The following is a 26,289-nucleotide window of genomic DNA, read 5'->3' as shown; positions in this document are numbered from 1 at the left end:
CCCACCCGAGGCGCCTGGGAGCCCCCTTTGGAGCCCCCGCGTCCAGGACGACGCGAATGTGACACCCGGGGTGCTTCCGGCCGAGACAAGCAGAGGGGGAAGCCGATAGAAGGCCCGGCCGTGGGAACGACCTACAAGCAGGCAGGAGTGGACATCGAGGCGGGCGATGCGTTCGTGGAGCGCATCAAGCCCTATGCGGCGCGGACGGTGAGGCCGGAGGTGGTGGCCGGGGTGGGCGGCTTCGGGGGACTGTTCGCCCTGCCGCCCGGGAAGTACCGCGAGCCGGTGCTGGTGGCGGGCACGGACGGGGTGGGCACCAAGCTGAAGGTGGCCTTCCAGGCGGGCCGGCACGGGACGGTGGGAATCGACCTGGTGGCCATGTCGGTGAACGACATCCTCACCTGCGGGGCCGAGCCGCTCTTCTTCCTGGACTACTTCGCCACGGGGCGGCTGGAGGTGGACGCCGCGGCCGAGGTGGTGAAGGGGATCGCCCAGGGCTGTGAGCAGGCGGGGTGCACGCTGCTGGGCGGGGAGACGGCGGAGATGCCGGGCTTCTACGCGCGGGGCGAGTACGACCTGGCCGGCTTCTGCGTGGGCGTGGTGGAGCGCTCGGAGATCATCGACGGCAAGAGCGTGGCGCCGGGCGATGCGCTCATCGGGATGAGCTCCTCGGGCCTGCACTCCAACGGCTACTCGCTGGCGCGCAAGGTGCTGCTGGAGGACGCGAAGCTGAAGCTGGACGCGGTGCCCGAGGGCCTGGAGCGGCCGCTGGCGGACGCGCTGCTGGAGCCCACGCGCATCTACGTGAAGGACGCGCTGGCGCTGGCGAAGGCGGTGAAGGTGAAGGGCTTCGCGCACATCACCGGCAGCGGGATTCCGGGCAACCTGCCGCGGTGCCTGCCGGACGGGACGCGGGCGGTGCTGGACGAGAAGACGTGGAAGCGGCCCGCCATCTTCGAGCTCATCCAGAAGCTGGGCGGAGTCGAGCGCCAGGAGATGTACGACACCTTCAACATGGGCCTGGGGCTCATCGCGGTGGTGGCGAAGGCGGACGTGCCGGCGGCGCTGGCGCTGCTGAAGGGGCGCGGGGTGGAGGCGGCGGAGGTGGGCCGCGTGGAGGCGGGCCAGGGCGAGGCCACGGCGGTCATCGAGGCATGAGCGGCCGGACGAAGCTGGGCGTGCTGGTGTCGGGCAGTGGGAGCAACCTGCAGGCGCTGCTCGACGCGTGCGCGCGGCCGGACTTCCCGGCCGAGGTGGCGCTGGTGGTGTCCAACGTGCCCACGGCCTTCGCGCTGGAGCGGGCGAAGAAGGCCGGGGTGCCGGCGGTGGTGCTGGAGCACAAGGCCTTCGGCTCGCGGGCGGACTTCGAGAAGGCGCTGGTGGAGAAGCTGGTGTCGGCGGGCGTGGAGTGGGTGTGCCTGGCCGGCTTCATGCGGCTGCTGGGCGTGGACTTCCTGGGGCGCTTCGCGGGCAAGGTGCTGAACATCCACCCCTCGCTGCTGCCGGCCTTCACCGGACTGCATGCCCAGCGGCAGGCGCTGGAGCGAGGGGTGAAGATGGCCGGGTGCACGGTGCACTTCGTGGACCCGGGCATGGACACGGGCCCCATCATCGCGCAGGCGGCGGTGCCGGTGTTGCCGGGAGACGATGAGGCGGCGCTCACGGCGCGCATCCTGAAGGAGGAGCACCGGCTGTATCCGCTGGTGGTGAAGCTGGTGGCCACGGGCGCGGTGCGGCTGGAGGGCGGGCGCGTGGTGACGACGGCGGGCCCGGCCGTGGGCGAGCTGAGCCTGCGCAACCCCGGGGAGCCGGGATGACGCGCGAGGAGCGGCTGGCGGCACTGCGCGAGGCGCCGGTGGTGCTGGTGAGCGCGTGCCTGCTGGGCGAGGCGTGCCGGTACGACGGCAAGTCGAAGGGCTCGAGCCCGGTGATGAAGGCGCTGGAGGGCAAGGAGGTGGTGCCCGTGTGTCCGGAGACGGGCGCGGGCCTGGGCATCCCGCGGCCGGCGGTGGAGCTCAAGGGCGGCGCGGGCGCGGAGGTGCTGGCGGGCCGGGCCCGGGCGGCGGAGGTGGAGTCGGGGAAGGACCGGACGGAGGCCTTCCGCCTGGGCGCGGAGCTGGCGCTGGCGGCGGCGCGGCGTTTCGGGGTGCGCGTGGCGGTGCTCAAGGAGCGCAGCCCCTCGTGCGGCACCCAGGGCACACACGTGGATGGCCAGGTGGTGCGGGGCCAGGGCGTCACGGCCGCCCTGCTCTCCCAGGCCGGGCTCATCGTGGTGAGCGACGAGGAGCTGTGACGGCTCGCTAGAAGAGCGGCCCGGCACCCGGCGGAAGGCCGCCTCGACCCCGGGCCGCGCCCTTGTTAGACCTTCCCCCACCCACCGAGCGTGGGCTGCCATGGCCACCATCCTGGGACATACCGTCGAGCCACCCGGCCCCTGCAACTACCTGCCGGACCAGACCTCCTCGCTGGAGCAGCTGGTGATGCAGGACGTGACGGCCGAGGAGTACGAGCGGATGCTCGTGCGCGGGTGGCGCCGCTTCGGCCCGCTGTACTTCCGGCCCGCGTGCCAGGCGTGCAACCGGTGCGTCTCGCTGCGCATCCCCACGGCCACCTTCCAGCCCAACCGCAGCCAGCGCCGGGCCCGGGCCGCGTGCGCCCACTTCCGCGTGGAGGTGGGCCCGCCCCGCGTGGACGAGCCCCGGCTGGCGCTCTACCGCGCCTGGCACGCCGAGCGGGAACAGACGCGCGACTGGGACGCCTCACCGCTCGGGATGCGCGACTACTTCCTCCAGTTCGCCTTCCCCCACCCGTCCGCGCGCGAGGTGGCGTACTACGACGACACCGCCGAGGGCGGGCCCCGGCTGGTGGGCCTGGGCATCTGCGACGAGACGCCCCACGCCTGGAGCGCGGTGTACTTCTTCTTCGATCCGGCATACGCGCGCTGCTCGCCGGGCTCCGCCAACGTGGTGTTCCAGGTGGAGCTGGCGCGAGCGCGGGGCATCCCCCACGTGTACCTCGGCTACCGCGTCCAGGAGTGCGCGTCCCTGCGCTACAAGGGCACCTTCCGCCCCCACGAGCTGCTCGAGGGCCGTCCCGCGCCGGGAGAGCCCCCGCGCTGGCTTCCCCCGGAGCCCTCCGGAGAGCCCCCGCCGTAGCGGCTCCCCTCCCTCCTTTTTGGACCCCTTGGGCGGGAAAGCGCTGCCGGGCCCACGGCAACGTGTGTAGTGTGCGCCCCGCAATGTCGACGCCTGTCGCCAGATCCAAGCCGCTCCCCTCCACCACGGCCCCCTCCCGGCACGTCTATGACGTGATCGTCCTGGGCAGCCAGCTGGGCGGGGCGCTCGCCGCGGCACTGCTCGCCAAGCGGGGGTACAGCGTTCTCCTGGTGGAGCACGACGGGACCGGGCCGGGCTACGAGCACGACGGCTACGTGCTGCCCTACGCCCCCTTCGTCGCCCCGGCGCTCAAGACGATGCCCGCGGTGGAAGAGTCCTTCACCGAGCTGTCGCTCACCGCGGCGCTCCAGCGCAACCTCCAGCCCCACTCGCCCGAGTTGCAGCTGGTGATGCCGCGCCACCGCGTGGACCTGCACACCGACGCCGCCCGCCGGCGCGCCGAGCTGGTGCGCGAGTTCGACGCCGACGCCGAGCGCATCCTCGCGGACCTCACCGCCACGGCCCTCCAGCACGAGCCCTCCGACGCCTTCTTGAAGCAAGGCCCGCCGCTGCCGCCGGACGGCATCCTGGAGTCCTGGAACCTCAAGAAGCGCGTGGGCCAGCACCCCGGGCTCCAGACGGAGCCGCGGCTGGCCGGAGAGGACGAGCCCTCCAAGCTGCTGCGCGGCCTGCTGCCCTTCGTCGTCCACCTGGACCAGCCCGCCTCGCCCCTGGCGCGCACGCGCCCCCTGTCCCAGGCCCTGCAGAGCCCCTGGCGCTACCCGGGCGGCCGCGATGGCCTGCGCAAGCTGCTCTTCGAGCGGCTCGTGGAGCTGGGGGGAGACCTGCTCAGCCCCGAGAACACGGACACCTACGTGGTGGAGGAGCTGCACTTCGAGGGCGGCCGCTTCTCCGCGGTGAAGCTGCTGCGCTCGGACACGCTCTACCGGGCCTCGTGCCTGGTGTCCGCCACGGACGCGGGGGCGCTGCGCCGGCTCATCACGGACCGCAAGAAGCACCGCGGCCTGAGCGAGCAGCTGGATCTCTCCACCCTCAAGTCCTTCCTCTTCGCGGTGAACTGGGTGGTGCCCGAGGCGGTGCTGCCCCGCGGCATGGGCGAGCTGTTGCTGATGGACACCCAGGACGCCGAGCTCGGCCCCCTGCTCGTCCAGCAGCACCCCGCCCGCACGCCCGAGGGCAAGGAGGACCCCGCGCTGCGCGTCATCTGCGCCGGGGGTTTCGTCCCGGCGAGCGTGCGCGACCTGGGTGAGGGCTATCTGCAGTCGCTGGCCATGCGCATCGACGCCCACCTGGACGCGCTGATGCCCTTCACGAAGGACAAGCGCCTGCTGCGCTCGGCTCCCTACCTGGATGCCGGAGCGGTGCGGGGCAGCCGGCTCATGCCCCACCCGCATTACGTCTTCGACACGGAAGCGGTGCTGGGCGTCTCGGGGTTGAAGCAGCACACTCCCACGAAGAACCTGCTGCTGGCCGGGCGCGAGGTCCTCCCCGGCCTGGGGCTCGAGGGAGAATTCCTGGCCGGAGCCCGGGCGGTGCGCCTGGTCCAGGAGATGATGAAGAAGAAGGCGGTCCTCAAGCGCTGAGGGCCGATCAGACTGGATTTTCCAGTGGTTTGTAGGTAGGTTCCGCCGCTCTCTTAGGGCGGGCTCTCATTTCGTCCCTGATTTCAAGGAGTTGGCAGTCATGGCCTGGAAGTGTGACATCTGCGGGAAGCGGCCGCTCGTGGGCAATAACGTCAGCCACGCGAACAACAAGACGAAGAAGCGGACCCTCCCGAATCTGCAGAAGATCCGGGCGTCCGTCGAAGGGCGCACGGAGCGCGTGCTGGCCTGCACCCGCTGCATCAAGGCGGGCAAGGTGACGAAGGCCGCCTGAGGTAGCCCGTCGTGAGCTCGCGGGTGGGAAGATCGCGTTCGAAGAAGACCGCGCTTCCGCCCAGCGAGCGGCAGCACCCCCGGTCGGAGGATCTGGACCTCGTCTCCACGGAGGAGATCGTCCGCCGGTTGCATGAAGAAGACGTAGCCGCCGTCCGTGCGGTCCGTCCCGCGCTCGCGGAAGTCGCGCGAGTGGCTCGGATCGTCGCGGATGCATTGCGGGACGGTGGCCGCCTGCTCTACGTGGGCGCGGGCACCAGCGGGCGCCTCGGGGTGCTCGATGCGAGCGAGTGCCCGCCCACGTTCGGAGCCTCCCCTTCCCAGGTGCAAGCGGTGATCGCCGGTGGACGCCGGGCGATGACGCGCGCGGTGGAAGGCGCGGAGGACGACGTCGAGGCCGGTGCCGCGTCGATGATCCGGCTGCGCGTGGGCCCCCGGGACGTGGTGTGCGGCATCTCCGCGAGCGCCCGGACGCCCTTCGTGCTGGGCGCGCTGGACGAGGCGCGGCGGCGGGGAGCGCGCACGGTGCTGGTGTGCTGCAACCGGCCGGGCCCGAAGGCGAAGGCGGACCACGTGCTGCTGGCCGAGACGGGGCCGGAGCTGGTGGCGGGCAGCACGCGGCTGAAGGCGGGCACGGCGACGAAGCTGCTCCTGAACGCGCTCACCACGACGGCCTTCGTGACGCTGGGGAAGGTGTACCGGGGACGGATGGTGGACGTGCGGCCCACGAACGAGAAGCTGCGGGCCCGGGCGGCGCGGATGGTGGCGGAGCTGACGGACCTGAAGCCGGCGGCGGCGAAGCAACTGCTGGAGCAGGCGGGCCACGAGGTGAAGGTGGCGCTGGCGATGCACTTCACGGGACTGACCGCGAAGGAAGCCAGACGCCGCCTGAAACAGACCCCCCTGCGGAACCTGGCCGACAACCACCCCTCGCCCTCCGGGAGAGGGACGGGGTGAGGGTGCCCGGGCCTCGGGTTCACCCCCGAGAGCCCCCACCGTCCCTACCCGCGCAACCACTCCACCGCACGGTCGAACACGGCCGTGAACCCACGCTCGACCTCCGCCTCATCGGCGCCCTGCAGGGGAAACGGGTTCGCGTGGTCATACGCGTACGCCATGTCCAGGATCTCCACCCGAGCGCCAGAGCCCGACAAGGTCCCCGCGACGGCCTCGGCCGGCATCACGCTGTCCTTGCGCAGCGGAATCGCCCGGACCCGCGGACCGATCCGCTGAAGAGCGGCCTCACGAGCGGCATGGAGCCGGTCATCGCGCACCATGAGCTCGAAGGCCTGGCCCACGGCGTCCTCGGAGATGAGCCGGCTCAGCTCGGGCCGGAGCTGCTTGTGCGAGTCGAGCTGATCGAGAAACACGTGCAGCGCGCGAGCGGCCGCGCTGTCGAGAATCTCCCGGGCCAGGGGCGACGTCTGTGACAGCAGACAACCCCCGCAGAAGTTCACGAGCCGGGAGTCGGCGAACCGCCCGCCCTCATCGGCCATGAAGAGGAGCTCGGCCAGGAACGCGCCGATGGAGTACGCGAAGACGTCCAGCCGGGCGCCGGGAGCCAGGAGCGGCTCCTCTCCGCGGTGGACGATCTCGGCCAGGCGCGAGACATCCTTCAGGGTGCGGACACCGGACCAGACGAAGCGCTCCGGCCGGGCGTGGATGCGGGTGCTCAGGGCGGCGTTCGCGAAGCTGGAGGCCTCGAGCTCCGGCATGCGGCGCATGCGCTCGCGGCTGAGCAGCCGCATGGAGCGAGGGTCCGACCAGAGCGCCGGGGACCTGTCCATGTGGAAGGCGACGGGGAAGAGGATGACGGGGACGCCGAGCCCCTCGACGAGGGCCCTGGCCCACGGCAGGTACTTCTCCCAGCGGCGCTCGTTGAGGCCATGCAGGAGGAGCACGCCTCGAGAGCTCCGCTCGCAGCCGGGCGGAGCGAGGACGCGGTACGGAAAGTCGAGGTTCTCCTCGACGCCCTCGTCCCGGTCGAGCAGGCCCTTGTGGGACTCCGGCTCGAGAGCGGCCTCGGGCACCGGGAACGGCGGGGGGCTTCCGCCGGACGGCTCGGACGCGGAGCGGAACCGGCGCTGATGCAGGACGAGCCCGGTGTCCATGCTTCCAGCACCCCGCCCGTCCTGAAAGGCCTCGGCGAGCCTGCGGTACGTGCCGATGTAGCTCATGCAACCCCTCCCGCCGGGAGACCGCCCTCCCGCGCCCCCATGGTGTCATGAGGACGAAGGGCAGGACAGGGCCACCCATCACCCTGCCCTGCCCCCGGTTCATCCCGAGAAGGTGGCGTTACGGCGCGGAGCAGCTGTTCGCGCTCTGGCCCACGGCGAACAGCAAGGCCTCCTTCAGCGTGCCCGGCTGATCCGCGCGGTAGAAGCCGCCGCGGCCCGCCAGCGCGATGCTCTGGAGCATGGGGCTGCTGTCACCGTAGCCGACGACGAACGTCCGCACCGTCTGGCTTCCACCCATGTCGCTCCGCAGGTCCGTATGCGACAGGAAGAAGGCCACGTCATCCATGAAGTTCTTGTTGCCCACGCCAAGGCCGGTCGGCCAGTTGTAGTCGGTGTAATCACACGCCTCCTTGGTGACGCCAAACAGGTGGCAGTAGTTCACGCCTCCCACGTTGGGGTTCGTAATAGGGTTGGCCGCATCGAACGTGAGCAGCGAGCCATCCGGGTGCCTGGCGCCATTGGCCTCGAGAATGTCCATCATCTTGGTGATGGGCACCGAGTTGTCGAACCGGGGCGCGCCAGCGCTCACCACGATGATGTTGTTGCTCTGTGAGGCATTGCAGACGGATCTGTCAGACCCGGTGCCCTCCCAGGGCTGGCCCGGCAGGTACTTTCCGGTATAGGGGTCCGTATAGGGCGTCTTGAGCCACTCCTTGGCGTCCACGGCCCAGAAGGCACCCGGCTTGCCGGTATACGGGTCGTCGTAGGTGCCACCATTGCAGCAGCCCGGCCAGCCGAAGTATCCGGGATTGAGGGGCTGCTGGAACCAGGACCCCCACCGGTTGTCCGCCACCTGCGAGGAGAAGTAGCCACCCAGCCCGAAGAGGGCCTCGCCGATGGAGCGCTCGTTGTTGCGGAACCTCACCTCGTTGACGGCTTGCCTCAGCCTGGGCCGGTTCAGCGCCGCCTCGTTGAAGACGGGGTAGGACTGATCGCACGACGGACGGAGCTTCTCGCGCATCTCCGGCGGGTCGAACCAGCCATGATCCTCGCCGAACGTGGCCACGCCCATGCGGACGTTGAGCACCGAGCTGATGACGTCCTTGAGCGCCTTGCGCGCGATCACGAACTTGGGCGGACGCACGTTGAGCACGCGGCCACTGACCACCCACTTGCGGAACGCCTCGGGGGGAAGCGCCGGCTCGTCCAGCGCCTTGGTGGGGCCCGCCTGACCCGGATTGGTGGCCTGGGTCCTGGAGGTCACGATCGGACCCCGCCACCACCCCTTGGTGTTCAGACACGTCATGCACTCGTTCATGAGCGGCGCGTTGCCGGTGGACCCGCCATAGGGGTAGTCCGTCGTGTCCCAGCCCACGCTCGCGTAGCAGGCCGACAGCGTATCCCCGTAGCTGTTCAAGGGGCCCGCGAAGTCGTTGCCGTTGATCGACCACGGGCCCTCCTTCACGTTCCAGGCGAGGCGCCGGCCGCGCGAGAAGTAGAACCGGTTCGGGTCGAAGAACGGCGACTTCAGGTCGCTGTCCGAGTCAAAGGGAATGGCGCCATTCTTCGCCGGATCCACGCTGGCCTTGTCGAACCAGCTCATCGCGGACACCAAGGCCGGGTCCGAGCAGCCCGTGTTGATGGCCAATCCCGCGGACCCTTCCCCTCCGAGGTCACCCCGGGCGGGGTTCGTGGGCGTGGGGTAGTAGCCGGGCGTGAAGGCCTCGGGCAGGTACTGCGGGTAGTTCTGCATGGCCTCGCTGTTGTCCAACAGGAAGACCACACCCGGTGGCACCTCCTGCGCCTGGACCGGAAGGGACAGCAGCCCCGAGACTCCAGCCGCCACCACGCCCACCGTCAATCCCAGCCGCTGGCCGAGCGGCCGCCTCGAAAAAGCTACACGTCTGCCCAAATCACTGTGCATGTCACGGGCTCCTGGGGAGGAATCTTCCAACGCCTCACACGGCCACGGCCGGTCTCGAGGCGCAATCTTGATACCGCAACGAGCAAGCACTTGTACATGCCCAAATCAAATCCTGACATCGAATTCCCGTCCCCATCCACCCCCGAAACAAAGGTGCGGTGAGAGCGAAAGACGCCTCATGTCAGGCCATGCAGTGATTGCGGTACGCAATGTTTGCGGTGTGCAGGCTTTGCGGTGTGCAAGGCTTGCGGAGTCCGTCCGGAGTCCCCCGCGCACGCCGTACGTATTTCTCTGTATGGCCGCCGGAAACGACGAAGGCCAGGACAGGGGCCTCACCGCGCCCTGCCCTGGCCTCGTCTCATCGCGTCAACGGGGTGCTACGGCGTGGAGCCCGGGGACGAGCGAAGGTCGTTGAGCGCGTGCCGGAGGGCATCCCGCAGCTCGGCGACGTTGTTCGACCGGTAGACCCGCCACCACCAGTCCCACGGTCAATCCCATACATCGATTCGATTCATTTCTCATATCACGGCCTCCAGACGTCCAAACCACACCACCACGGCCTCGACCGGCCTCGAGGTTTCCTCCCTGTTCGGGGAGGAGCGCGGGTCTGACGTGGATACACCCGGTGCCTGACACGCTCGGAGACACGCACGCGGGGTCCCGGCCAGGACTGTCCGTCATCGCCATGTGACTCCGGGTGCGGGCGGATTTGCTGGCGCGGGCCCGGAGAGCGGTGCACATTGCCGCCGCCTACCCCACGGCAACACTTCAAAAGGAGTCCCACGAATGAAGCTCTACTACTCCCCGGGTGCCTGCTCGCTGTCGCCGCACATCGTCCTGCGCGAGACGGGCCTGACCTTCGACGTCGAGAAGGTGGACCTGCGCAGCAAGAAGACGGAGTCCGGCAAGGACTTCACCACCATCAACCCCAAGGGCTACGTCCCGACCCTGCAGCTCGATGACGGCAGCATCCTCACCGAGGGCCCGGCCATCGTTCAGTACATCGCCGACAAGGCGCCCCAGTCCAAGCTGGCCCCGGCCAACGGCACCCTGGAGCGCTACCGCCTCCAGGAGCTGCTCAACTTCATCAGCACCGAGCTGCACAAGGGCTTCAGCCCCCTCTTCAACCCCTCCTATCCCGAGGACGCGAAGAAGATCGTCACCGAGAACCTCTTCAAGCGCTTCAACTACCTGAACACCTTCCTCGAGAAGGGCCCCTACCTCACGGGCGAGCAGTTCACCGTGGCCGATGCCTACCTCTTCACCGTGCTGGGCTGGACGGCGTTCGTGAAGATCGACCTGGGCCAGTGGCCGGTGCTCAAGGCCTACCACGCGCGCGTGGCCGGCCGTCCCGCCGTGCAGGCCGCCCTCAAGGCCGAGGGGCTGCTGAAGTAGTCCCCTGCTGTCCCGGTGCCCGGGCCTCCACGGTCCGGGCACCCCGTGCGCGAGAGGAATGGGCAGCGCAGGCGCGGCCGTGCTCTAGTCGGCGCCCCTGTCCCGGACCGGAGACCGCACGGTGAAATCCCTCCCCCTCCTCGCCCTCGTCCTCGCCGCGATTGTCTGGCCCGCTGCCCCCGCGCGCGCCGCGAAGGCCCCCCTCCCCGCCCTCGAGGGCCTCGACGCGCTCTACCCCGAGCTCGACGCCCTCTACAGGGATCTGCACCAGAACCCGGAGCTCTCCCACCAGGAGGAGAAGACATCGGCGAAGCTCGCCGAGCGCCTGCGCGCGCTGGGTTTCGAGGTGACACCCAAGATCGGCGGCCATGGCGTGGTGGCCGTGCTGCGCAACGGCAAGGGCCCCACGGTGCTGCTGCGCACCGACATGGATGCCCTCCCGGTGGAGGAGAAGACGGGGCTGCCCTACGCCAGCAAGGCGACGGCGAAGGATGAGACGGGCCAGGGCGTGTCCGTGATGCACGCCTGCGGGCACGACGTCCACATGACGGCCTGGGTGGGCACCGCCACCCTCCTGGCGCGCGCGAAGGACCGGTGGCGCGGCACGCTCGTCATGGTGGGCCAGCCCGCCGAGGAGCGCGGCAGCGGCGCCCGGGGAATGCTCGAGGATGGGCTCTACAAGCGCTTCCCCAAGCCGGATTTCGCCGTGGCCCTCCACAACAGCGCCACCGCCGTGGCGGGCTCCGTCGAGTACGTGGCCGGCTACGCCCTGGCCAACGTGGACTCCGTGGACATCACCCTCTACGGCAAGGGCGGGCACGGCGCCTACCCGCACACCACCGTGGATCCCATCGTGCTCGCGGCCCGCACCATCCTCTCGCTGCAGACGCTGGTGAGCCGGGAGAAGTCCCCGCTTGAGCCCGCGGTGGTGACGGTGGGCTCCATCCACGGCGGCACCAAGCACAACATCATCCCGGACGAGGTGAAGCTCCAGCTCACCGTGCGCTCCTACAAGCCCGAGGTCCGCAAGCAGCTGCTCTCCGGCATCGAGCGCGTGGTGAACGCCGAGGCCACCGCGGCCAACGCGCCCCGCAAGCCCGAGGTGACCGTCTCCGAGGGCACTCCCGCCACCTACAACGATCCGGAGCTGACGAAGCGGCTGGCCGGCGCCGTCACCCGGGTGCTCGGCAAGGAGAACCTCCGCGAGGCCACGCCCGTCATGGGCGGCGAGGACTTCTCCGAGTACGGCCTCGCCGGAGTCCCCGCCGTCATGCTCTGGCTGGGCACCGTGGAGCCCAAGCGGCACGCGGAGGCGAAGGCAGCGGGAGAGACGCTCCCCTCGCTGCACTCGCCCCTCTTCCACCCGGACCGCGAGCGGACGCTGCGCACCGGCGTCACCACGCTGACCACCGCCGCCCTGGAGCTGCTGGGCAAGCCCTGATCACTTCGCCAGCAGCTCCAGCCCCGAGATGGAGGGCGCGAAGAAGTACTCACCTCCCGTGGGAATGACCCAGTCCCGCTCCGGCTGGCCCATGACGGCGGTGGATACGCGCTCGAGCCGGGGATTGCCCTGGCCGTCCACGAACGTGAGGTTGAACTCGCGGACGCGGTCCCGGGCGCCCTGGGCGTTCGGGTTGTTGTTCTGGCCGATGATGGGATCATGCCCGCCCCGCTGCGTGGCGTCTGGAGGCTGGCTCGACTCCTTGAAGCCCGGGTTGTTCACCCAGGCGCGGGTGACGAACTCGAACTGATCCACCAGCGACGTCTCGTAGGCCAGGAAGAGCAGCCCGCGATCATCCTCGAGCTCGCCCGCGCGAGTGGGGCGCCGGTCGCGGGCATCGGGCCGGGGATGGGCCGGCGTCGAGTCCGAGGCCCTCCCGTAGGGGAGTCCCCGCCGCAGCATGCGGTGGGTCTGCGTCGTGGTCTCGTTGAGCAGCGTCTGTGGGATGTTGGGGGGATTCGAGGTGGACACGTCATCGCGCGGGTACGCCTTGCGCACATGGCCGGTGAACGGGCAGAGCCGGCCCGCGACGTCCGCGGGTGCCGCCTGGAAGAGCGTGCCCGGGTGCCGGGGATCCTCGTCCGTGCTGTCGAACGGGCCCGCCGCGTCCGAGGGCAGGAGCGGATCGGACGCATCCTGGAACTCGAAGTGGTTGTTCACGCTGTCATCGACGGCCATGGCCGGGTTGTCCCGATCGTTCTTCGTGGGATCGGCGCCGCCGGTGCGCATGACGGGGGCGCCGCTGCGCCAGCGGCCGACGAACCGCGCACCCACGAGATCCGCGGCGGAGTCCCCCACCGGCACGCCCGGAGGAGGCGGCTCGCTCTGGGGAGGCGGTGCCGGCACCTGGAACTGCTGGGCCACCTTCTCGAGGAACCTGTGGAACAGCCCCACGTTCTGCCGCAACCGCCGGATGACGAGGTAGGAGCCGTCATCGGCCCACTCCGGACCCGCCTTGGCGATGGGGCCCGGGGACTCGAAGTCGATGGCGTTGTCCCCCTCGCCGCTCTCGTTCGGGACGCCCCCCGGGTAGCCAAAGACGAACTCTCCCGGCCAGATGAGCTCGTGGCCCGGCTTGCCCTGCTCACGGTTCTTGGGGTTCTGCCGGGGCGTCAGCACGTCGTGCGGATCGTCGGAGAGCCGGCCGCGGACCCCTGGCTGGGACACGCCGTCCAGGAAGCCGAAGTGCTCGTGCCCGGCCAGCTTCTTCTGGGCCGGCAGGTTGTGGCCGCGCTGCACCTTGACGGCGCCGAAGCTCCCGAGCCCGGGACGGTGGCCCTCTCCCCGGAGCAGACGGTGGAGCGCCGTGCCTGGGACCTCCCGCACCTCGCGCTTGTCATCGCTGGCGATGATGAGCACCAGGTGGATCTCCTCGCGGGTGCCGCCGATCACCCAGTTGTCCGGGTGGCCCTCCTCGTGCTTCTGCTCATCCGCGGCGGGGTCGCCCAGGATGCCCTGCTTGGAGCGGCTCGCCATGCCCTGCAGGAACGCGGGATCCTGGAAGCCGAGGTCCAGGGAGGGGTCGAACTTCTTCATGACCTCGAGGCCACGCGCGGTGAAGGCGATGTTGATCCACGTCGCCTTGAGCCCGAGCGGCTCCTGCTGCTGCCGCGAGCGCATCTCCTTGTAGAGCCGGTTGAAGGCCACCACCTCCGCCGTGGTGGCGATCAGGGGGATGGTCTCCCGGAGCCACTTCTTGAAGGCCCGGACCGTCGGGAACTCCTGGTCCGGCGTGGCACCCGGTTGATTGTTCCGTCGCAAGGTGAGGAACACGAGCGCCTGATGGTCCTTGTTGAACCCTCCCAGGATGTTCCCCTGGATGTTGTCGATCTTGAGAACCGGCTCGGCGGAGGCATCGGGAAAGGCGGGATCCGTCCCCGGAGGGAAGATGGGCTCCGGGAAGGGAGCCTCGCGCACGGGTTCCACGGCCCCCGAGGAAGAGGAGTCCCCTGGTGCCGGAGGCGAAGCCGGGCCACGGGCCTCGAGCGCGGGAGCCGACGGCTCGGGGCTCCCGATGGAGTTCTGGGTGGTGGTGTCGTCCTTCATGGTTTCTCTCCCTTTTCCACCCCTGTGAGGGGTTGATAGTCAGGTAGAGGCCACTGAAGGGATTTGTGAGCGGAGGCGGTTTCAGGGGACCGCCCGCTGCCCCGGCGAAGGCCTCGTCGAGAAGGCTCGCGGACCAGCCCCCCCCTGCTCGGGCTGCTGCCCGGCGAGCGCCTGGCCGGTCTTCCTGGGCCTGGACCCGCGAGGAACCATTCCGGGCAGGCGTGCCTCAGCCGCAGACGCCGCAATCACTCATGCAACTCTCGGCGATGGTCCCGGTGCCGCACTTCTCGGTGATCTGACAGGTGCCATCTCCGCACGTGTAGATCTCCTCCTTGCGGATGCGGGTGGTGAGGGGCTGGTAGGTGACGCCGTTGTAGGTGCAGGACGTGTAGAACGTCTTCGACACGTCCTGGACGCAGAAGTTGCCGCAGTTGCCGCGAATCCGGACGAGCGGCAGGCACTCCTGGCTCGTGTTGTTCTCCACGGTGGAGAGGGCGCAGCCGCGTGCGGTGCTGTCCTCGACGTGGAGCGGAGGGGCATCACTGACGGCGTAGATGCCCTCGTTGTTGAAGAGGTTGCCGAAGAAGCAGCCCTCGCGCTCGGAGAACGTCGTGAGCTCGGAGGACGTGTAGGGGATGGTCACCGCCTTGGCGTTCTTGCCCAGCACGGACATGGGGATGCGGACGCCATACTTGTTGCCGTGGGCGGCGAGGCAGGCGGAGACGACCTGCTGCTCCTGCACGGTGGAGGGCTTGCCGCTGGCCCAGTCCGGCGCCAATCCCAGATTCCCCATCCAGGTGTAGGTGATGCCCGTGCTGGGACTGGTATAGGTGCGCGTCTGCCCCGAGGGGACCGCGCACTGCACCATGTAGCTCATCAGCATGTTGCGCAGCGCCGGTTCCTCCTGGAACCAGGAATGGAACGCCGTGGAGTTCAAGCCGTTGAGCGTCAGCCCATTGAACGCGAGGCCGTTGAACGCCAGTCCATTGAACGCGAGGCCGTTGAACGCCAGTCCATTGGAGACAGCGATCTCCTGGGACCGGGCCTGGAGGGTGGAGGACTCGGAGGGAACCTCCTCCGCCGGACCGCACGCACACAACAGGAGCAGCACCCACCCCAAGAGGGTCCACTGCCGGTAGACCGCTTGCGTGGAATGGCTCCTCAGATGGCCAGACAGCGCGGAGGCTGGAGTCAGCATGTCGTGCTCCTGTGGGACGGAGTTGGACCGTGACGCGGGGACGTCACCACGACACTCAAATTGCAACATCCGCTTAAACCTGGAAGTCCGATTGAGCAGGTTTTTTCGTGATTGTGATGTGAACGACAGGAGAGCGGGTCTCCCGTCGTCCACTGAAGGACAAGCGGGTCCAGGTCAGCGGTGGATCCGCCCCATCCGGCCGCTCTGGTAGTCCTCGAACGCCTGGAGGATCTCCGCCTGGGTATTCATCACGAACGGCCCGTAGCGAACCATCGGCTCCTTCAGGGGCACTCCCGACAGCAACAGGAGCTGCAGGGGCTCCGTCCCCGTGTTCTCCATCACCACCGTGTCCGCGTCGTTGGCGAACAGCACCGCCTGCCCGTCCACCGCCCGCGTCCCCTCCGGGCCGAACCGGCCCTCACCCCCGAACACGTAGGCGAAGGCGTTGTGGTCCCCCGGCACCCGCTGCTCGAAGCGGCCTCCCGGCTCGAGCGTGAAGTGCAGGTACTGGATGGGCGTGCGCGTGTCGATGGCCGCCCGCACGCCGAGTGACTCGCCGGCAATCACCTTCACCCTCACCCGGCCATCCGGCGTCGAGGCCACCGGGATGCTCGCGGACGGCAGCTCCTGGTAGCGCGGCGGCATCATCTTGTCGCGCCGAGGCAGGTTCACCCACACCTGGAAGCCGTGCATCCGGCCCCCCGTGCGAGCGAACTCGCGCGCTGGCATCTCCGAGTGCACCACCCCCGCCCCCGCCGTCATCCACTGCACGTCCCCGGGACCCAGCTCGCCCGCATGGCCCGCCGAGTCCGCGTGCTCGTGCCGGCCCTCCAGGATGTAGCTGACCGTCTCGAAGCCCCGGTGCGGATGATCCGGCGCCCCCTTCGCCTCGCCCGGCGGCAGCTCCACCGGCCCCATCTCGTCCAGCAGCAGGAACGGATCGAACTGCATGAAGCCCGGGATGGGGAACGGACGGCGCACCACGAAGCCCTCGCCCTCGAGGGTCCGGACGGCGTCCACCACCTTCACCACGGCTCGCGTGCTCATGCCCGCACCTGCTCCCCCAGCCCACCGCGAGCGAAGAGCCGGTTGAACGGCGGCAGCACCTCGTGACGGCGCGCCAGCCCGACCACCACGGCGAGCACCAGGAACACGATCGGCGCTCCCACGTGCGAGGCCTCACCCGCCTTCAGGTGCGTCAGCACCGCCCCCACCATGGTGCCCACGTACAGGCCCGCTCCCAGCGTCGCCGTGCGCGGCACGAGCAGCAGCAGCGCCGCCACCACCTCGGTGGCCCCCGTGACGTACATGAACCACAGCGGGAAACCCCACCGCACGAAGCTCTCCGGGTGCGGCGCCACCCCCGCCAGCTTCGAGCCTCCCGCCCCCAGGAACGCCACCGCGAGCAGCACCGTGAGGACCCACAGACCCACCTTCTTCGCCTTGACCATGACCGTCTCCTCTTTCTTCGAACCCTAATGGTTCGTACTGGAACTAAATGCGCGAGCGAAAACTTCGTTGCGGGGAACTCGAACGCGGAGGGCTCAGCTCCCGGACAGGGAGAGGCCCAGCTTCTTGCAGAGCGCGCCGAGCGTCTCCTGCTCCTCGGCGGTCAGGGCCCCCATCAGCGCCGCGACATGGGCGGCATGGGCGGGAAACACCCGCTCGATGACACGCCGGCCCTCGGGGGTGAGGCTCACCACCACCACCCGGCGATCCTCCGGGCTGCGCTCCCGGTGAATCCAATTGCCGCGCTCGAGGTTGTCCAGCAGCGCCGTCATGTTGGGGTTGCTGCGCAGCAGCTTGCGGCCCAGCTCGCTCTGGCTCATGGGCCCCACGTGCAGCAGGGCCTCCAGCACCGCCAGTTGAGGCGGGGTGATCTCCAGGCTGGCCAGGTGCCGCTGGAGCTGCGCCCCGAGCGTCTCCATCGCCCGCGTCAGCTTGACGAAGGTGTCGAGCGCCCGCACTTCCCGGGCGCTCCCTTTGTAGCGGGTCGGCATCGTTCGGGCCCGAAAGGTTCGCACCGTGAAGGTCGCGAACGAAAAGGTTCGTATTGGAAGTAATCCACTCCCGGGCCGTTCGCAAGCGCGCGCTCCCATCCCATCCGGAATCCCGGGCTGGCGCCAGTCCCCCCGCCTGCTGTCCGGACGGCGCTCCAGGACTCACGACAGAGCGCACTAGCATCGGCTCCAAGATGCGCGCCGTACTGCTTGCCCTGCTTCTGCTTCCCGCCCTCGCGTCCGCCACGGACGTGCGGGGAACCCTCTCCACGTCCACCGTCTGGACGAGGCGTGGCAGCCCCTATGTGCTGCACGGTGATGTCACCGTGGCCTGGGGCACGAAGCTCACCATCGAGCCCGGTGTCCAGGTCATCGCCGCCGCCAGCGACGCGCTGAAGTCCGGCGTGGATCCGCGGCGCGTGGAGCTGATCGTCGATGGAACGCTGCGGGTGCACGGCACCGCGGCGAGCCCCGTCGAGCTCACCTCGCACGGCGGCAGCGGCGCCTGGTACGGCATCCGCGTGCGCGGAGGCCGGGGCACGGAGATCCACGGCGCCGTCATCACCCAGGCGCACCAGGGCATCGCGCTGGGCATGAGCGCGGCCGTGCGGAACACCTCGGTGAGCGCCATCGCGGAGAACTGCATCGCCGTGAGCTGGGGCACCGCCACGCTGGCCGGCAATGAGCTGAGCGGCTGTGGACGGCGCGAAACGGAGCAGGCCCCTCGGATGGCGGCGGCGGCCCTCCCGTCCCCTCCTTCGAGCGAGCCCAGTGTCCGGGGCCGGCGCATCGTGCTGGTGGCCCGGCAGGGCACCCGTCCCTCTTCCAGTTCCACCGCGCTCGCGCGGCACACGCCGGGCCTCGCGCCCGCCGTCCTCGTCCGCTCGACGGGTGAGGCCAGCGCGCGCATCGCCACCTTCCGGCCGGCGGAGACGCTCGGGTCCTTCAGGCGAAGGCCCTGGAGCCGGCCCGTCCCACCCGGTGGGAATCCCGCTCCCGATACGCCTTCCATGTCTGGAGCACTCCAGGCCCTGCGCGAGCCAGACCGTCCGGCACCGTCCCTCCTGCATTCAGGAACCGGAGGCTCCGCGGCGGATCCCCCTCCAGGGGAGGAGTGTGCCCGCGTCCCGCAGGTGCTCGAGTCCCCGCGGTGTCCCGGCCTCCGGAAATGGAGACAGGAACGGGAACCCCAGGCGAGCGCTGGCGAGCAAGGTCCAGCACCACCCGGTCCCTGGCGCCGGGAACGCGGGCGCCTGACAGCCCCTGGCTGATTCCATCCGCCGACGAAAGCCCCTCCCCGGGAGACGGGGCGGCCATGCGCGCCGAGCGTCCGCCCTCCCCCGCGCTCCGGCCCGGGATTCGGCGTCACAAGCCCGCGTGGTCCCCATCCTTCCGTGGGAGGAGGCCATGCCATGGAATCGCCGCGGCACCACACCGGCAGGCGCTGGGCGAAGCTGCGCAGCCTGGAGTCCACCCTGCGCTTCCTGGAGGAGCAACAGGAGGGGCCATGCTCCCCCCAGACCGCGAGCATCCTCAAGAACCTGCACGAGCGTCTGGCGCAGGCCAAGGCCGGGCTCGAGGCATGGCGCTGGAGGCCCCGCTTCCCCCTGGACAACTGCCAGTTCTGGGAGCTCGTCCACGGCGTCGCCGCGGACCTGCTGCTCATCCTGCCACTCGACCTGCTCGCCACCGAGGCCCTCATGGTGGAGGAGAACTTCCGGCGCAACATCCACGAGCCCATCGCCCGCTCCACCTGGCTGGGGAGCGATGAGAGGTCGGGTCCGTTGTGCGCCGCGGTCCGGTGCGCCGTGGAGCTCTCCCACCGCGTGGAGGCCCTGAAACCCGAGGAGGAGCTGAAGCTGCGCCACGCCCGGCAGATCCTCCGCATCGCGCTGCGCCAGGTGCTCCGGCACTCGGACAAGCACTACCTGCAGCTCGACCTCACCATGATGATCCGCAGCCTGAGCGGGTCCCTGCTCGTGCTGATGTTCTTCCTGACGGTGATGACGAAGCTGCCCGCGCAGTTCGCCGGGCTCATCCTCAAGAACCCCATCGAGCTGCCCTGGCGGGCCTCCACCCTGAGCACGCTGTCGCTCGTCCTGCTCGGAGCGGGGGGCGCCATCACGGCCAACATGCTCTCGGAGCGGCCGGTGCTCGTCATGCGCGGCCCCTTCTGGCGGCAGTTCGTCTACTACCTGTTCGTCAAACCCTCCATCGGCGCCGTCGCCGCGTTCCTCTTCTACCTGCTGTCCATCTCCCAGCTCTTCTTCAGCATCGAGACCGTCCCCTCCGCGCCAGGCGCGCTCGATCCACTCGAGAGCATGGGCCAGCTCCAGCCCGCCCTGCGCATCGTCCTGGGCAACAACGAGGCCCTGGTGTGCACCTACGCCATCCTCCTCATCGCGGTGGGCTTCTCCGCCGAGCGCTTCCTCAGCCCCATCATGGACCGGGTGATGAACAGGCTCTTCCTCACGGCGGACAGGACCGAGCCCTCTCCGGGAACGCCCGTCCCGGCGACGCCTCCCGCCAGGACGCCGGCCCCGGGCGCCCCCCCACCGGCCCCCTTCTTCCCCGGGGAGCCCATCCAGAGCACGTAGCCCGGAGCCCGGAGGATGGTTCCCAAGCCTCCGGGCTGACACTCCGGCCCCCCGGGGGCGGCGGATGTGGGGCCCGGGCTTTACACTTGAGGGCATGAGCTCGCGACCGCCCCCTCCCAACTCCCGTCTGTGCGTCGGCCTGCTGTCTGGCACCAGCGTGGATGCCGTGGAGGCCGTGCTGTGCCGCGTCGAAGGCACCGGCCCCGAGGTGCGCATCTCCCTCCTGGCCCACGTCTCCCGGCCCTTCACCCCCGAGTTCACCCGGCGGGTCCTCGCCGCCAACGACGCCCGCTCCCTGTGCGAGCTCAACTTCACCCTGGGTGAACACTTCGCCGAGGCCACCCTGGAGGTCATCGCCCGGGCGGGCCTGCGCCCCGAGGACGTGGACGTCATCGGCTCGCACGGCCAGACGGTGGCCCACCTCCCGGCGAGCCTCTCCGAGACGCCCTCCACGCTCCAGCTGGGGGAGCCCTCCGTCATCGCCGAGCGCACCGGCCTGCCCGTGGTGAGTGATTTCCGCACCCGGGACGTGGCCGCCGGGGGCCAGGGGGCGCCGCTGGTGCCCTACCTGGACTGGGCCCTGTTCCGGAAGCCGGGGGTGGCGCGGGCGCTGCAGAACATCGGCGGCATCGGCAACGTGAGCGTGGTGAGCGACCGGCTCGAGGACACCATCGCCTTCGACACCGGCCCGGGCAACATGGTGATGGACGGGCTGGCCCGGCGCATCTCCGGCGGCCAGCTCCAGTGCGACCTGGACGGGAGCCTCTCGCGCCAGGGCCACGTCATTCCCGAGCTGCTCACGGAACTGCTCGCGCACCCCTTCCTGGCCCTCCCCCCGCCCCGCAGCGCCGGCCGCGAGGGCTTCGGCGACGCGCTGGTGGAGCGGCTGTGGGAGCGCCACGGGGCCACGCGTCCCCATGACTTGATGGCCACGGCGGTGGCGTTCACCGTGGAGGCCACCGCCCGGGCCTACGAGCGGTGGCTGCTGCCGCGCTTCGCCCTGGAGGCGGTGTACGTCTCCGGCGGCGGTACCCGGAATCCGGTGCTGATGGAGCGGCTCACGGCGCGGCTGGCTCCCCTGCCCGTCCGCCCCCTGGACGTGCTGGGGCTGCCCGAGGGCGCCAAGGAAGCCGTGTGCTTCGCCCTCCTGGCGAACGAGCACCTGTCGAGGACCCCCGCGAATGTGCCGTCGGCAACTGGCGCGAAGAGGCGAGTCGTTCTAGGTAAGCTCACACCGTGAGCAGCGTGAACCTGGTAGCCCGCGAAGTGGCTGTGAAGATCGTCTTCTACGGACCGGGTCTGTCCGGAAAGACGACGAGCCTGCGCAAGGTGTACGAGACGGTGCGCCCCGCGCATCGCGGCGAGATGATGTCCATCGCCACCGAGGGAGACCGGACGCTCTTCTTCGACTTCCTCCCCGTGAAGGTGGAGCGGGTGAATGACTGCACGGTGCGGCTCGCGCTGTACACGGTGCCCGGCCAGGTCTTCTACAACGCCACGCGCAAGCTGGTGCTGCAGGGGGCGGATGGCGTGGTGTTCGTGGCGGACTCGCAGCCGGAGATGATGGACGCCAACCGCGAGTCGCTGGCCAACCTGGAGGAGAACCTGCTCGAGCAGGGCGTCCGGTTGGAGCGCTTCCCGTTGGTGTTCCAGTGGAACAAGCGCGACATCCCCAAGGCCCTGCCCGTGGCCGAGCTGCGCGCCGCGCTCAACCCGCGCAACGTCCCCGACTTCGAGACCGAGGCCCTCAGCGGCCGCGGCGTGCTCGACGCCCTCAAGGCCATCACCCGGCTGGTCATCCAGGACCTGCGCGTCAAGCGCATCGTCCCCCCGCCCCGGGCCGCGACCCCGGCGGTTCCCTCCCTGGGCTCGCCCAAGGCCAGCGGTGGGGGCGGACTGGAGGCCCAGCTCAACCAGCACCTCGCGGGCCGCGCTCCCGGTGTCACGGCCCCGGCCACGGCGACGGCCTCCGCCGCCCCCATGGTGGCACGGCCCTCGCGCAGCATGCCGGCCATCGGCCACCCGCAGCCCCAGGTGCACGTCCAGGTGGCCCCGGCCGTCGCGCCCCCCGCCCTCACCGGACAGCGGCCGCTCGGGCCCGCGAGCGCCCTGGCGCCCTCGGACCTGTTCGACCACGCGCGCGCCGCCGAGGGGGCCTTCTCCTCCGGGGATTATGGGACGTGCATCCAGGCCTGCCTCGATGCCGCGCGGCGCGGGCTCGCGTTCGCCGGCGAGGGCCCCCTGGGCGCCCAGGCCCACCTGCTCCACGTGGACGGGGCGGATCTGCTCCGGCTGCAGACGCTGGCGGCACGCTCCAGCAACCGCGTGGATGACGCGGCGTTCGCGCTCTACGTCCTGATGCAGATCTTCTCCCGGCTGCATGCCGCGGGACTGCCCGCCCCCGCGGCGGAGTGACGCTCAGCGCAGGTGCAGCAGACCCATCCGCTTCAGCTTGGCCAGCGTCTTGAGCGTGTCCAGCTCGCGCGCGGAGCTGGCCAGCACCAGCGTGGACACGTCCCAGGAGCCGTTGATGAGCCCGGCCACCTGCCGCTCCTCCTGCTTGAGCAGCGTCTGCGCCTCCGGATCCGGCCGCAGCTCCGGGACCGCCAGCGGCGGCAGCTCCGTGTAGAGCGCGGCCACGTGCTCGCTCTGCGCCATGCGCGCGAACTCGCGCACCCGCCGGTCCGCCGGATCGCTCGACAGCAGGGAGGCGCACACCAGCCCCGCCGCGTCGTACTGGCCCTCGCGGATGAGCACCGCGCCCTTCTCCAGCATGTCGCTCACCGGATCCACCACCACCTCCGGTGCGCCCTCCACCTCCACCTGTCTGGCCCGCAGCAGCTCGAAGACCCGGCGGGTGATGGACGAGCGCGACAGGCCCAGCGACAGCCGCAGCCGCCCCAGGTTCTGCCCGCCCGCGCACATGGTCAGCAGGATGCGTTGCAGCAACGGCTGGCGCGGGCTCGGCTGCACCAGGGAGCGCACCGTCAGCGCGTCTCCCGGCAGCACCCGGTCCACATCCGGCTGCTCGTCCAGCCAGCGCAGCGACTCGAAGAGCAGCTCCCGGAGGCTCATCTCGCAGGGGCCCCACTCCTCGCCCGTGCGGTCCAGGTCCTCCGTCCAGTGGAAGGCGCCATGGCCCCCGCGCGTCTGGTCCACCATGGAGCCGAGCAGCTCCTCGCGCACCAGCTCGCGCACCAGCTTCATGTCCACCTTGTGCTCGCGGAAGAACGGCTCCACGTCCTCCGTGCCCGGCGGAACCGCGTTGAAGGCCGCCAGCACCGCCGCGCCATCCGCCAGTTTCGCCAGGGAGAGCACCCGGGCCACGCGCCCCCACAGCCCCTCGTGGGCCACGGAGAGCACCTGCCCGGAGAGCAGGAACATCTTGCGCTCGCCGCCCTCCCAGGTGAGGAGCTGGAGCGTGCCCGTCTTGCGGGAGCTATCCAACCACTGGAGCAGTTCGGGAAGCGGGAAGCTGGAGAAGTCGCCGTGGAGAGCCATGAGTGTCTTGCAGCCAGGATACAGTCCTACGCAATGCGCGTCGTAGTCCTGTTCATCGATGGGGTTGGCATCGGACGAAACGAGCCGGAGGCGAATCCACTCGCCCACCGCGACTATCTCCTCTCCCACTTCCGGGATGAAGCCCCCCGTGCGCTTCCCGAAGGGGGTCAATGTTACCCCGTGGACCCCACCTTCGGCGTGGCCGGGCGGCCACAGTCCGCCTCCAACCAGACGGCCATCCTCACCGGCCACCCCGCCCCCGTCCTCATCGGCCGGCACGTGCTGGGCTACCCGGACGCCCCCCTGCGCGAGCTGCTGGCGCGTCACTCCATCGTCAAACGGCTGGTGGCCGCGGGCCGCAGCGCCACCTTCGCCAACAGCTACCCGGTGGCCTACCTGGACGCGCTGAAGCTCACCCGGCGCCCCTCCTCCAGCCCCCCCGAGTTCACCCTCCCCCCGGCCGCCCTGCGCCGCCTGAAGGCCTCCGCCAGCACCCTGGCCTTCGCCGCCGCGGACGTCCCCCTGCGCACCCTGGAGGACGCCCGGGCCGGCCAGGGCCTCACCCATGACATCACCGGCGAGCGGGCCCGGGCCCGGAGCCTGTCCGCCCCCCAGCGCACCCCGGCCGAGGCCGCCGCCGTCCTCTGGCGGGTGTCCCAGGAGGCGGACTTCACCTTCTTCGAGCACTACCTGGCCGACGAGGCCGGACACGCCCAGGACTTCGCCGCCGCCCGCGAGGCCCTGGACACCTTCGATGCCTTCGCCCGGGCCGTCCTCTCCACCCGCCCCCCCGACGCCCGCGTCCTGGTGTGCAGCGACCATGGAAACGTGGAGGATCTGACTACACGTTCCCACACCCTCAACCCCGTCCCCGTGCTCTACTTCGGACCGCCAGCTCCCGGACTGGAGACCCTGGCCACCGTGGCGGACGTGGGCCGCACGGTGCTGCACTGGCTGGACGTGGAATGAGGATGGAGATGGGCAACGTGGCGTTGGGAGTGGCGTTGGGAGTCCTGGTGCTGCTGTCGGGCTGCGCCTCCACCCGGTTCTCGGCCCCCGGGGCGGCGCTCGAGGCCTCCCTGCCCCCCCTGGAGACGGCCGCCGGCGAGTTCCGCATCGACTACGACTCCCGGAACGCCCAGGACGCCGGCCGCATCCGGCAGGCCGTGCTCGAGGCCCTGCCCAAGCTGGAGCGCTGGGGCGCGCTGCGCGAGCCCGTCACCATCCGGGTGATGCCCGACCACGCGGCGCTGGAGTCCGCCGTCCGGGCGCGCGGCTACGACTGGCTGCGCGCCTGGAGCCGCTATGACGAAGTGTTCGTCCAGGCCCCCTCCACCTGGGACAAGGCCGGGGCCACCCAGGCGCAGATCAACGAGCTGCTCCTGCACGAGCTCACCCACAGCGTGATGTACCAACTGGTGGAGGATCGGCGGACGAGCAAACGGATTCCCCTGTGGTTCCGCGAGGGCATGGCCTCGTACACGGCGGAGCAGGCATACCGGTGGGTGTCGCTGGAGGAGATCGCCAAACACTATGAGCGCGCGCCCACGAGCGATCCGGTGCGCAATCCGGGGGATTTGTACCGGGACGATTCGAACTTCATCTACGGGGTGGCCCACCACACCTTCGCGTTCCTGGTGAAGCGCTACGGCGAGGAGCCGGTGCGCGGCCTGCTGCGCGAGATGAGGAGCGGCAAGGAGTTCCCCGAGGCCTTCGAGAGCGCCATCGGGCTGCCGCCGGATGCCTTCGTGCGCGACTTCACCCGGTATGTCCGCTGGCGCGCGTTCAGCGGCGGACGCGTACAGCCCCGGGCCCCCACGCCCGCCCCCGCGCCTCCGCCCACGAATTGAGCCCCGTTGCGTCGTTCAGGAACATCTGGATGTCATCGTGAAGGCGCGGTGCGTCGGTGCCCGCCTCCTCGCGGGCCTACCTGCCACCTCCTGAGGGTGTCCCCCCACCCCATTGGCCCACCCGCCCGCTTTTCTGTTACGACAGCCGTGGACATTCCCCACCCCGGTCCGCGTCCCCCCTCGGACCGGGAGTGCGAGGAGATTGCACGATGAAGCTGCGTACGCTGGGCCTGACGGTACTCGGTGCGGTGGGACTCTCCGCCCTGACGGCCTGCAAGAAGGACGAGGCCGCTCCCGCCGCCGCCGCCCAGGCTCCGGCTCCGGCCGCTCCCGCCATCAAGGCCGCGCCCCTGCCCGCCGATACGCCCCTGCCCCAGGAGCCCCAGGAGGAGGCCGCCCAGGCCCCCCAGGGTGGCGGCACCGTGCGCGGCATCGTCACCTTCAAGGGCAAGGCGCCCGCTCCCAACCCCATCATCCCGGGGACGGATCCCAACTGCGAGGGCATGGACCTGGTGGATCAACCCGTGCTCGTGACGGACGGCAAGCTGGCCAATGTGCTGGTGCGCGTGCAGGGCAACGTGCCCGGCCAGCCCACGACGCCGCCGAGCACCCTGGTCGTGGTGGACCAGAACCGGTGCATGTACAAGCCGCGCGTGCAGGGCGCCGTCATCCACCAGCCGCTGGTGCTGATGAACAGCGACAGCACGCTGCACAACGTGCGGGGCGTGTCCGGGGGCAAGCAGCTCTTCAACGTGACGCAGCCGCCCCTGAAGACGAAGGAGGCCCAGCCCCCGAAGGAAGCGGACGTCATCCGCCTCAAGTGCGACATCCACCCGTGGATGACGGCGTTCGTGGTGATGAGCCCCCACCCGTACTTCGCCACCACCGGCGAGGACGGCGCCTTCTCCATCCAGGGCCTGCCACCGGGCACGTACACGCTCGAGGCCTGGCACGAGACGCTCGGCACGAAGACGGCCCAGGTCACGGTGAAGGAGGGCCAGGAGGCCACCGCGTCCTTCGAGTTCGTGGCCGCGAAGTAGCGGCGCGGGC

24 protein-coding genes are annotated in these 26,289 nt (G+C 70.1%); 16 read left to right on the top strand and 8 right to left on the bottom strand.

The window, feature by feature from the left end:
- The first annotated feature begins 120 nt into the window (after positions 1 to 120).
- The 7 genes from purM to murQ all read left to right on the top strand — a co-directional run bounded on the left by purM (position 121) and on the right by murQ (position 6,007).
- Positions 121 to 1,158, top strand: a complete 1,038-nt coding sequence (gene purM, locus VFZ09_RS09095) for a phosphoribosylformylglycinamidine cyclo-ligase (RefSeq protein ID WP_329727114.1) — start codon at positions 121 to 123, stop codon at positions 1,156 to 1,158.
- A complete protein-coding gene (purN, locus tag VFZ09_RS09090) occupies positions 1,155 to 1,817 on the top strand; it encodes a phosphoribosylglycinamide formyltransferase (protein ID WP_329727113.1) in 663 nt (220 codons plus the stop codon). The genes purM and purN overlap by 4 nt, the downstream gene beginning before the upstream one ends.
- Complete coding sequence (locus tag VFZ09_RS09085) at positions 1,814 to 2,293, top strand: DUF523 domain-containing protein (protein WP_329727112.1); 480 nt, start codon at positions 1,814 to 1,816, stop codon at positions 2,291 to 2,293. The genes purN and VFZ09_RS09085 overlap by 4 nt, the downstream gene beginning before the upstream one ends.
- 100 nt (positions 2,294 to 2,393) lie before the next feature.
- On the top strand, positions 2,394 to 3,155 hold the full coding sequence (locus tag VFZ09_RS09080) for an arginyltransferase (protein WP_329727111.1): 762 nt from the start codon (positions 2,394 to 2,396) through the stop codon (positions 3,153 to 3,155).
- An 83-nt stretch (positions 3,156 to 3,238) separates the two neighbouring features.
- Complete coding sequence (locus VFZ09_RS09075) at positions 3,239 to 4,759, top strand: NAD(P)-binding protein (protein WP_329727110.1); 1,521 nt, start codon at positions 3,239 to 3,241, stop codon at positions 4,757 to 4,759.
- A gap of 100 nt (positions 4,760 to 4,859) precedes the next feature.
- Complete coding sequence (gene rpmB / locus VFZ09_RS09070; RefSeq protein WP_043403428.1) at positions 4,860 to 5,051, top strand: 50S ribosomal protein L28; 192 nt, start codon at positions 4,860 to 4,862, stop codon at positions 5,049 to 5,051.
- 23 nt (positions 5,052 to 5,074) lie between these two features.
- The gene (murQ, locus tag VFZ09_RS09065; RefSeq protein WP_329727109.1) at positions 5,075 to 6,007 is read left to right on the top strand and encodes an N-acetylmuramic acid 6-phosphate etherase; all 933 of its coding nucleotides are present in this window, start codon (positions 5,075 to 5,077) and stop codon (positions 6,005 to 6,007) included.
- Positions 6,008 to 6,051: 44 nt separating this feature from the next.
- Here murQ and VFZ09_RS09060 read toward each other — a convergent pair whose 3' ends face one another.
- On the bottom strand, positions 6,052 to 7,227 hold the full coding sequence (locus tag VFZ09_RS09060) for a DUF6051 family protein (RefSeq protein WP_329727108.1): 1,176 nt from the start codon (positions 7,225 to 7,227) through the stop codon (positions 6,052 to 6,054).
- Positions 7,228 to 7,345: 118 nt separating this feature from the next.
- On the bottom strand, positions 7,346 to 9,151 hold the full coding sequence (locus VFZ09_RS09055) for a hypothetical protein (RefSeq protein ID WP_329727107.1): 1,806 nt from the start codon (positions 9,149 to 9,151) through the stop codon (positions 7,346 to 7,348).
- A gap of 786 nt (positions 9,152 to 9,937) precedes the next feature.
- Between VFZ09_RS09055 and gstA the strand changes: the two genes are divergently transcribed.
- Together gstA and VFZ09_RS09045 are read left to right on the top strand one after the other, a co-directional pair.
- Positions 9,938 to 10,546 carry a glutathione transferase GstA gene (gene gstA, locus VFZ09_RS09050; RefSeq protein WP_329727106.1) on the top strand — a complete coding sequence of 203 codons (609 nt, stop codon included), beginning with the start codon at positions 9,938 to 9,940 and terminating at the stop codon, positions 10,544 to 10,546.
- A gap of 121 nt (positions 10,547 to 10,667) precedes the next feature.
- Positions 10,668 to 11,987, top strand: a complete 1,320-nt coding sequence (locus VFZ09_RS09045; RefSeq protein WP_329727105.1) for an amidohydrolase — start codon at positions 10,668 to 10,670, stop codon at positions 11,985 to 11,987.
- Here the strand turns inward: VFZ09_RS09045 and VFZ09_RS09040 are convergent, their stop codons facing one another.
- The 5 genes from VFZ09_RS09040 to VFZ09_RS09020 all read right to left on the bottom strand — a co-directional run bounded on the left by VFZ09_RS09040 (position 11,988) and on the right by VFZ09_RS09020 (position 17,291).
- Entirely contained in the window at positions 11,988 to 14,093 is a 2,106-nt protein-coding gene (locus VFZ09_RS09040) for a hypothetical protein (RefSeq protein WP_329727104.1), read from the bottom strand.
- Between the two features lie 226 nt (positions 14,094 to 14,319).
- Positions 14,320 to 15,291 carry a hypothetical protein gene (locus VFZ09_RS09035; RefSeq protein ID WP_329727103.1) on the bottom strand — a complete coding sequence of 324 codons (972 nt, stop codon included), beginning with the start codon at positions 15,289 to 15,291 and terminating at the stop codon, positions 14,320 to 14,322.
- A 174-nt stretch (positions 15,292 to 15,465) separates the two neighbouring features.
- Positions 15,466 to 16,338: a pirin family protein gene (locus VFZ09_RS09030; protein ID WP_329727102.1), complete on the bottom strand. Its 873-nt coding sequence runs from the start codon at positions 16,336 to 16,338 to the stop codon at positions 15,466 to 15,468.
- On the bottom strand, positions 16,335 to 16,742 hold the full coding sequence (locus VFZ09_RS09025) for a DoxX family protein (RefSeq protein ID WP_329727101.1): 408 nt from the start codon (positions 16,740 to 16,742) through the stop codon (positions 16,335 to 16,337). The genes VFZ09_RS09030 and VFZ09_RS09025 overlap by 4 nt, the downstream gene beginning before the upstream one ends.
- Positions 16,743 to 16,835: 93 nt before the next feature.
- Positions 16,836 to 17,291 (bottom strand): MarR family transcriptional regulator, encoded by a 456-nt coding sequence (locus tag VFZ09_RS09020; protein WP_329727100.1) that lies wholly within the window; start codon positions 17,289 to 17,291, stop codon positions 16,836 to 16,838.
- A gap of 194 nt (positions 17,292 to 17,485) precedes the next feature.
- Here VFZ09_RS09020 and VFZ09_RS09015 point away from each other — a divergent pair, with 194 nt between their 5' ends.
- The 4 genes from VFZ09_RS09015 to VFZ09_RS09000 all read left to right on the top strand — a co-directional run bounded on the left by VFZ09_RS09015 (position 17,486) and on the right by VFZ09_RS09000 (position 22,303).
- Positions 17,486 to 18,562, top strand: coding sequence for a hypothetical protein (locus tag VFZ09_RS09015; protein WP_329727099.1), 1,077 nt, complete (start codon positions 17,486 to 17,488; stop codon positions 18,560 to 18,562).
- 141 nt (positions 18,563 to 18,703) lie between these two features.
- Positions 18,704 to 19,888: a hypothetical protein gene (locus VFZ09_RS09010; protein ID WP_329727098.1), complete on the top strand. Its 1,185-nt coding sequence runs from the start codon at positions 18,704 to 18,706 to the stop codon at positions 19,886 to 19,888.
- A gap of 94 nt (positions 19,889 to 19,982) precedes the next feature.
- Complete coding sequence (locus VFZ09_RS09005; RefSeq protein WP_329727097.1) at positions 19,983 to 21,128, top strand: anhydro-N-acetylmuramic acid kinase; 1,146 nt, start codon at positions 19,983 to 19,985, stop codon at positions 21,126 to 21,128.
- Complete coding sequence (locus VFZ09_RS09000; protein ID WP_329727096.1) at positions 21,125 to 22,303, top strand: GTP-binding protein; 1,179 nt, start codon at positions 21,125 to 21,127, stop codon at positions 22,301 to 22,303. Before VFZ09_RS09005 ends, VFZ09_RS09000 begins: the two co-directional genes overlap by 4 nt.
- A gap of 3 nt (positions 22,304 to 22,306) precedes the next feature.
- Here the strand turns inward: VFZ09_RS09000 and VFZ09_RS08995 are convergent, their stop codons facing one another.
- The gene (locus VFZ09_RS08995; RefSeq protein ID WP_329727095.1) at positions 22,307 to 23,389 is read right to left on the bottom strand and encodes a DUF4388 domain-containing protein; all 1,083 of its coding nucleotides are present in this window, start codon (positions 23,387 to 23,389) and stop codon (positions 22,307 to 22,309) included.
- A 33-nt stretch (positions 23,390 to 23,422) separates the two neighbouring features.
- Between VFZ09_RS08995 and VFZ09_RS08990 the strand changes: the two genes are divergently transcribed.
- The 3 genes from VFZ09_RS08990 to VFZ09_RS08980 all read left to right on the top strand — a co-directional run bounded on the left by VFZ09_RS08990 (position 23,423) and on the right by VFZ09_RS08980 (position 26,279).
- Positions 23,423 to 24,358: a metalloenzyme gene (locus VFZ09_RS08990; protein ID WP_329727094.1), complete on the top strand. Its 936-nt coding sequence runs from the start codon at positions 23,423 to 23,425 to the stop codon at positions 24,356 to 24,358.
- Complete coding sequence (locus VFZ09_RS08985; RefSeq protein ID WP_329727093.1) at positions 24,355 to 25,239, top strand: peptidase MA family metallohydrolase; 885 nt, start codon at positions 24,355 to 24,357, stop codon at positions 25,237 to 25,239. The genes VFZ09_RS08990 and VFZ09_RS08985 overlap by 4 nt, the downstream gene beginning before the upstream one ends.
- A 209-nt stretch (positions 25,240 to 25,448) precedes the next feature.
- Positions 25,449 to 26,279, top strand: coding sequence for a carboxypeptidase regulatory-like domain-containing protein (locus tag VFZ09_RS08980; protein ID WP_329727092.1), 831 nt, complete (start codon positions 25,449 to 25,451; stop codon positions 26,277 to 26,279).
- Positions 26,280 to 26,289 lie beyond the last annotated feature (10 nt).

It is taken from the genome of Archangium sp. (assembly GCF_036277355.1).
Classification (GTDB): domain Bacteria; phylum Myxococcota; class Myxococcia; order Myxococcales; family Myxococcaceae; genus Archangium.
The sequence above is the reverse complement of the archived record's forward strand: the minus strand, read 5'-3'. Positions and strand labels throughout refer to the sequence as shown.

What these genes read in the sequence shown, in the direction of transcription:
- purN (WP_329727113.1), top strand. Translation starts at nt 1,155, where the DNA reads ATGAGCGGCCGGACGAAGCTGGGCGTGCTGGTGTCGGGCAGTGGGAGC.
- VFZ09_RS09085 (WP_329727112.1), top strand. Translation starts at nt 1,814, where the DNA reads ATGACGCGCGAGGAGCGGCTGGCGGCACTGCGCGAGGCGCCGGTGGTG.
- VFZ09_RS09080 (WP_329727111.1), top strand. Translation starts at nt 2,394, where the DNA reads ATGGCCACCATCCTGGGACATACCGTCGAGCCACCCGGCCCCTGCAAC.
- VFZ09_RS09075 (WP_329727110.1), top strand. Translation starts at nt 3,239, where the DNA reads ATGTCGACGCCTGTCGCCAGATCCAAGCCGCTCCCCTCCACCACGGCC.
- rpmB (WP_043403428.1), top strand. Translation starts at nt 4,860, where the DNA reads ATGGCCTGGAAGTGTGACATCTGCGGGAAGCGGCCGCTCGTGGGCAAT.
- VFZ09_RS09060 (WP_329727108.1), bottom strand. Translation starts at nt 7,227, where the DNA reads ATGAGCTACATCGGCACGTACCGCAGGCTCGCCGAGGCCTTTCAGGAC.
- VFZ09_RS09055 (WP_329727107.1), bottom strand. Translation starts at nt 9,151, where the DNA reads ATGCACAGTGATTTGGGCAGACGTGTAGCTTTTTCGAGGCGGCCGCTC.
- gstA (WP_329727106.1), top strand. Translation starts at nt 9,938, where the DNA reads ATGAAGCTCTACTACTCCCCGGGTGCCTGCTCGCTGTCGCCGCACATC.
- VFZ09_RS09040 (WP_329727104.1), bottom strand. Translation starts at nt 14,093, where the DNA reads ATGAAGGACGACACCACCACCCAGAACTCCATCGGGAGCCCCGAGCCG.
- VFZ09_RS09035 (WP_329727103.1), bottom strand. Translation starts at nt 15,291, where the DNA reads ATGCTGACTCCAGCCTCCGCGCTGTCTGGCCATCTGAGGAGCCATTCC.
- VFZ09_RS09030 (WP_329727102.1), bottom strand. Translation starts at nt 16,338, where the DNA reads ATGAGCACGCGAGCCGTGGTGAAGGTGGTGGACGCCGTCCGGACCCTC.
- VFZ09_RS09025 (WP_329727101.1), bottom strand. Translation starts at nt 16,742, where the DNA reads ATGGTCAAGGCGAAGAAGGTGGGTCTGTGGGTCCTCACGGTGCTGCTC.
- VFZ09_RS09020 (WP_329727100.1), bottom strand. Translation starts at nt 17,291, where the DNA reads ATGCCGACCCGCTACAAAGGGAGCGCCCGGGAAGTGCGGGCGCTCGAC.
- VFZ09_RS09015 (WP_329727099.1), top strand. Translation starts at nt 17,486, where the DNA reads ATGCGCGCCGTACTGCTTGCCCTGCTTCTGCTTCCCGCCCTCGCGTCC.
- VFZ09_RS09010 (WP_329727098.1), top strand. Translation starts at nt 18,704, where the DNA reads ATGGAATCGCCGCGGCACCACACCGGCAGGCGCTGGGCGAAGCTGCGC.
- VFZ09_RS09005 (WP_329727097.1), top strand. Translation starts at nt 19,983, where the DNA reads ATGAGCTCGCGACCGCCCCCTCCCAACTCCCGTCTGTGCGTCGGCCTG.
- VFZ09_RS08995 (WP_329727095.1), bottom strand. Translation starts at nt 23,389, where the DNA reads ATGGCTCTCCACGGCGACTTCTCCAGCTTCCCGCTTCCCGAACTGCTC.
- VFZ09_RS08990 (WP_329727094.1), top strand. Translation starts at nt 23,423, where the DNA reads ATGCGCGTCGTAGTCCTGTTCATCGATGGGGTTGGCATCGGACGAAAC.
- VFZ09_RS08985 (WP_329727093.1), top strand. Translation starts at nt 24,355, where the DNA reads ATGAGGATGGAGATGGGCAACGTGGCGTTGGGAGTGGCGTTGGGAGTC.
- VFZ09_RS08980 (WP_329727092.1), top strand. Translation starts at nt 25,449, where the DNA reads ATGAAGCTGCGTACGCTGGGCCTGACGGTACTCGGTGCGGTGGGACTC.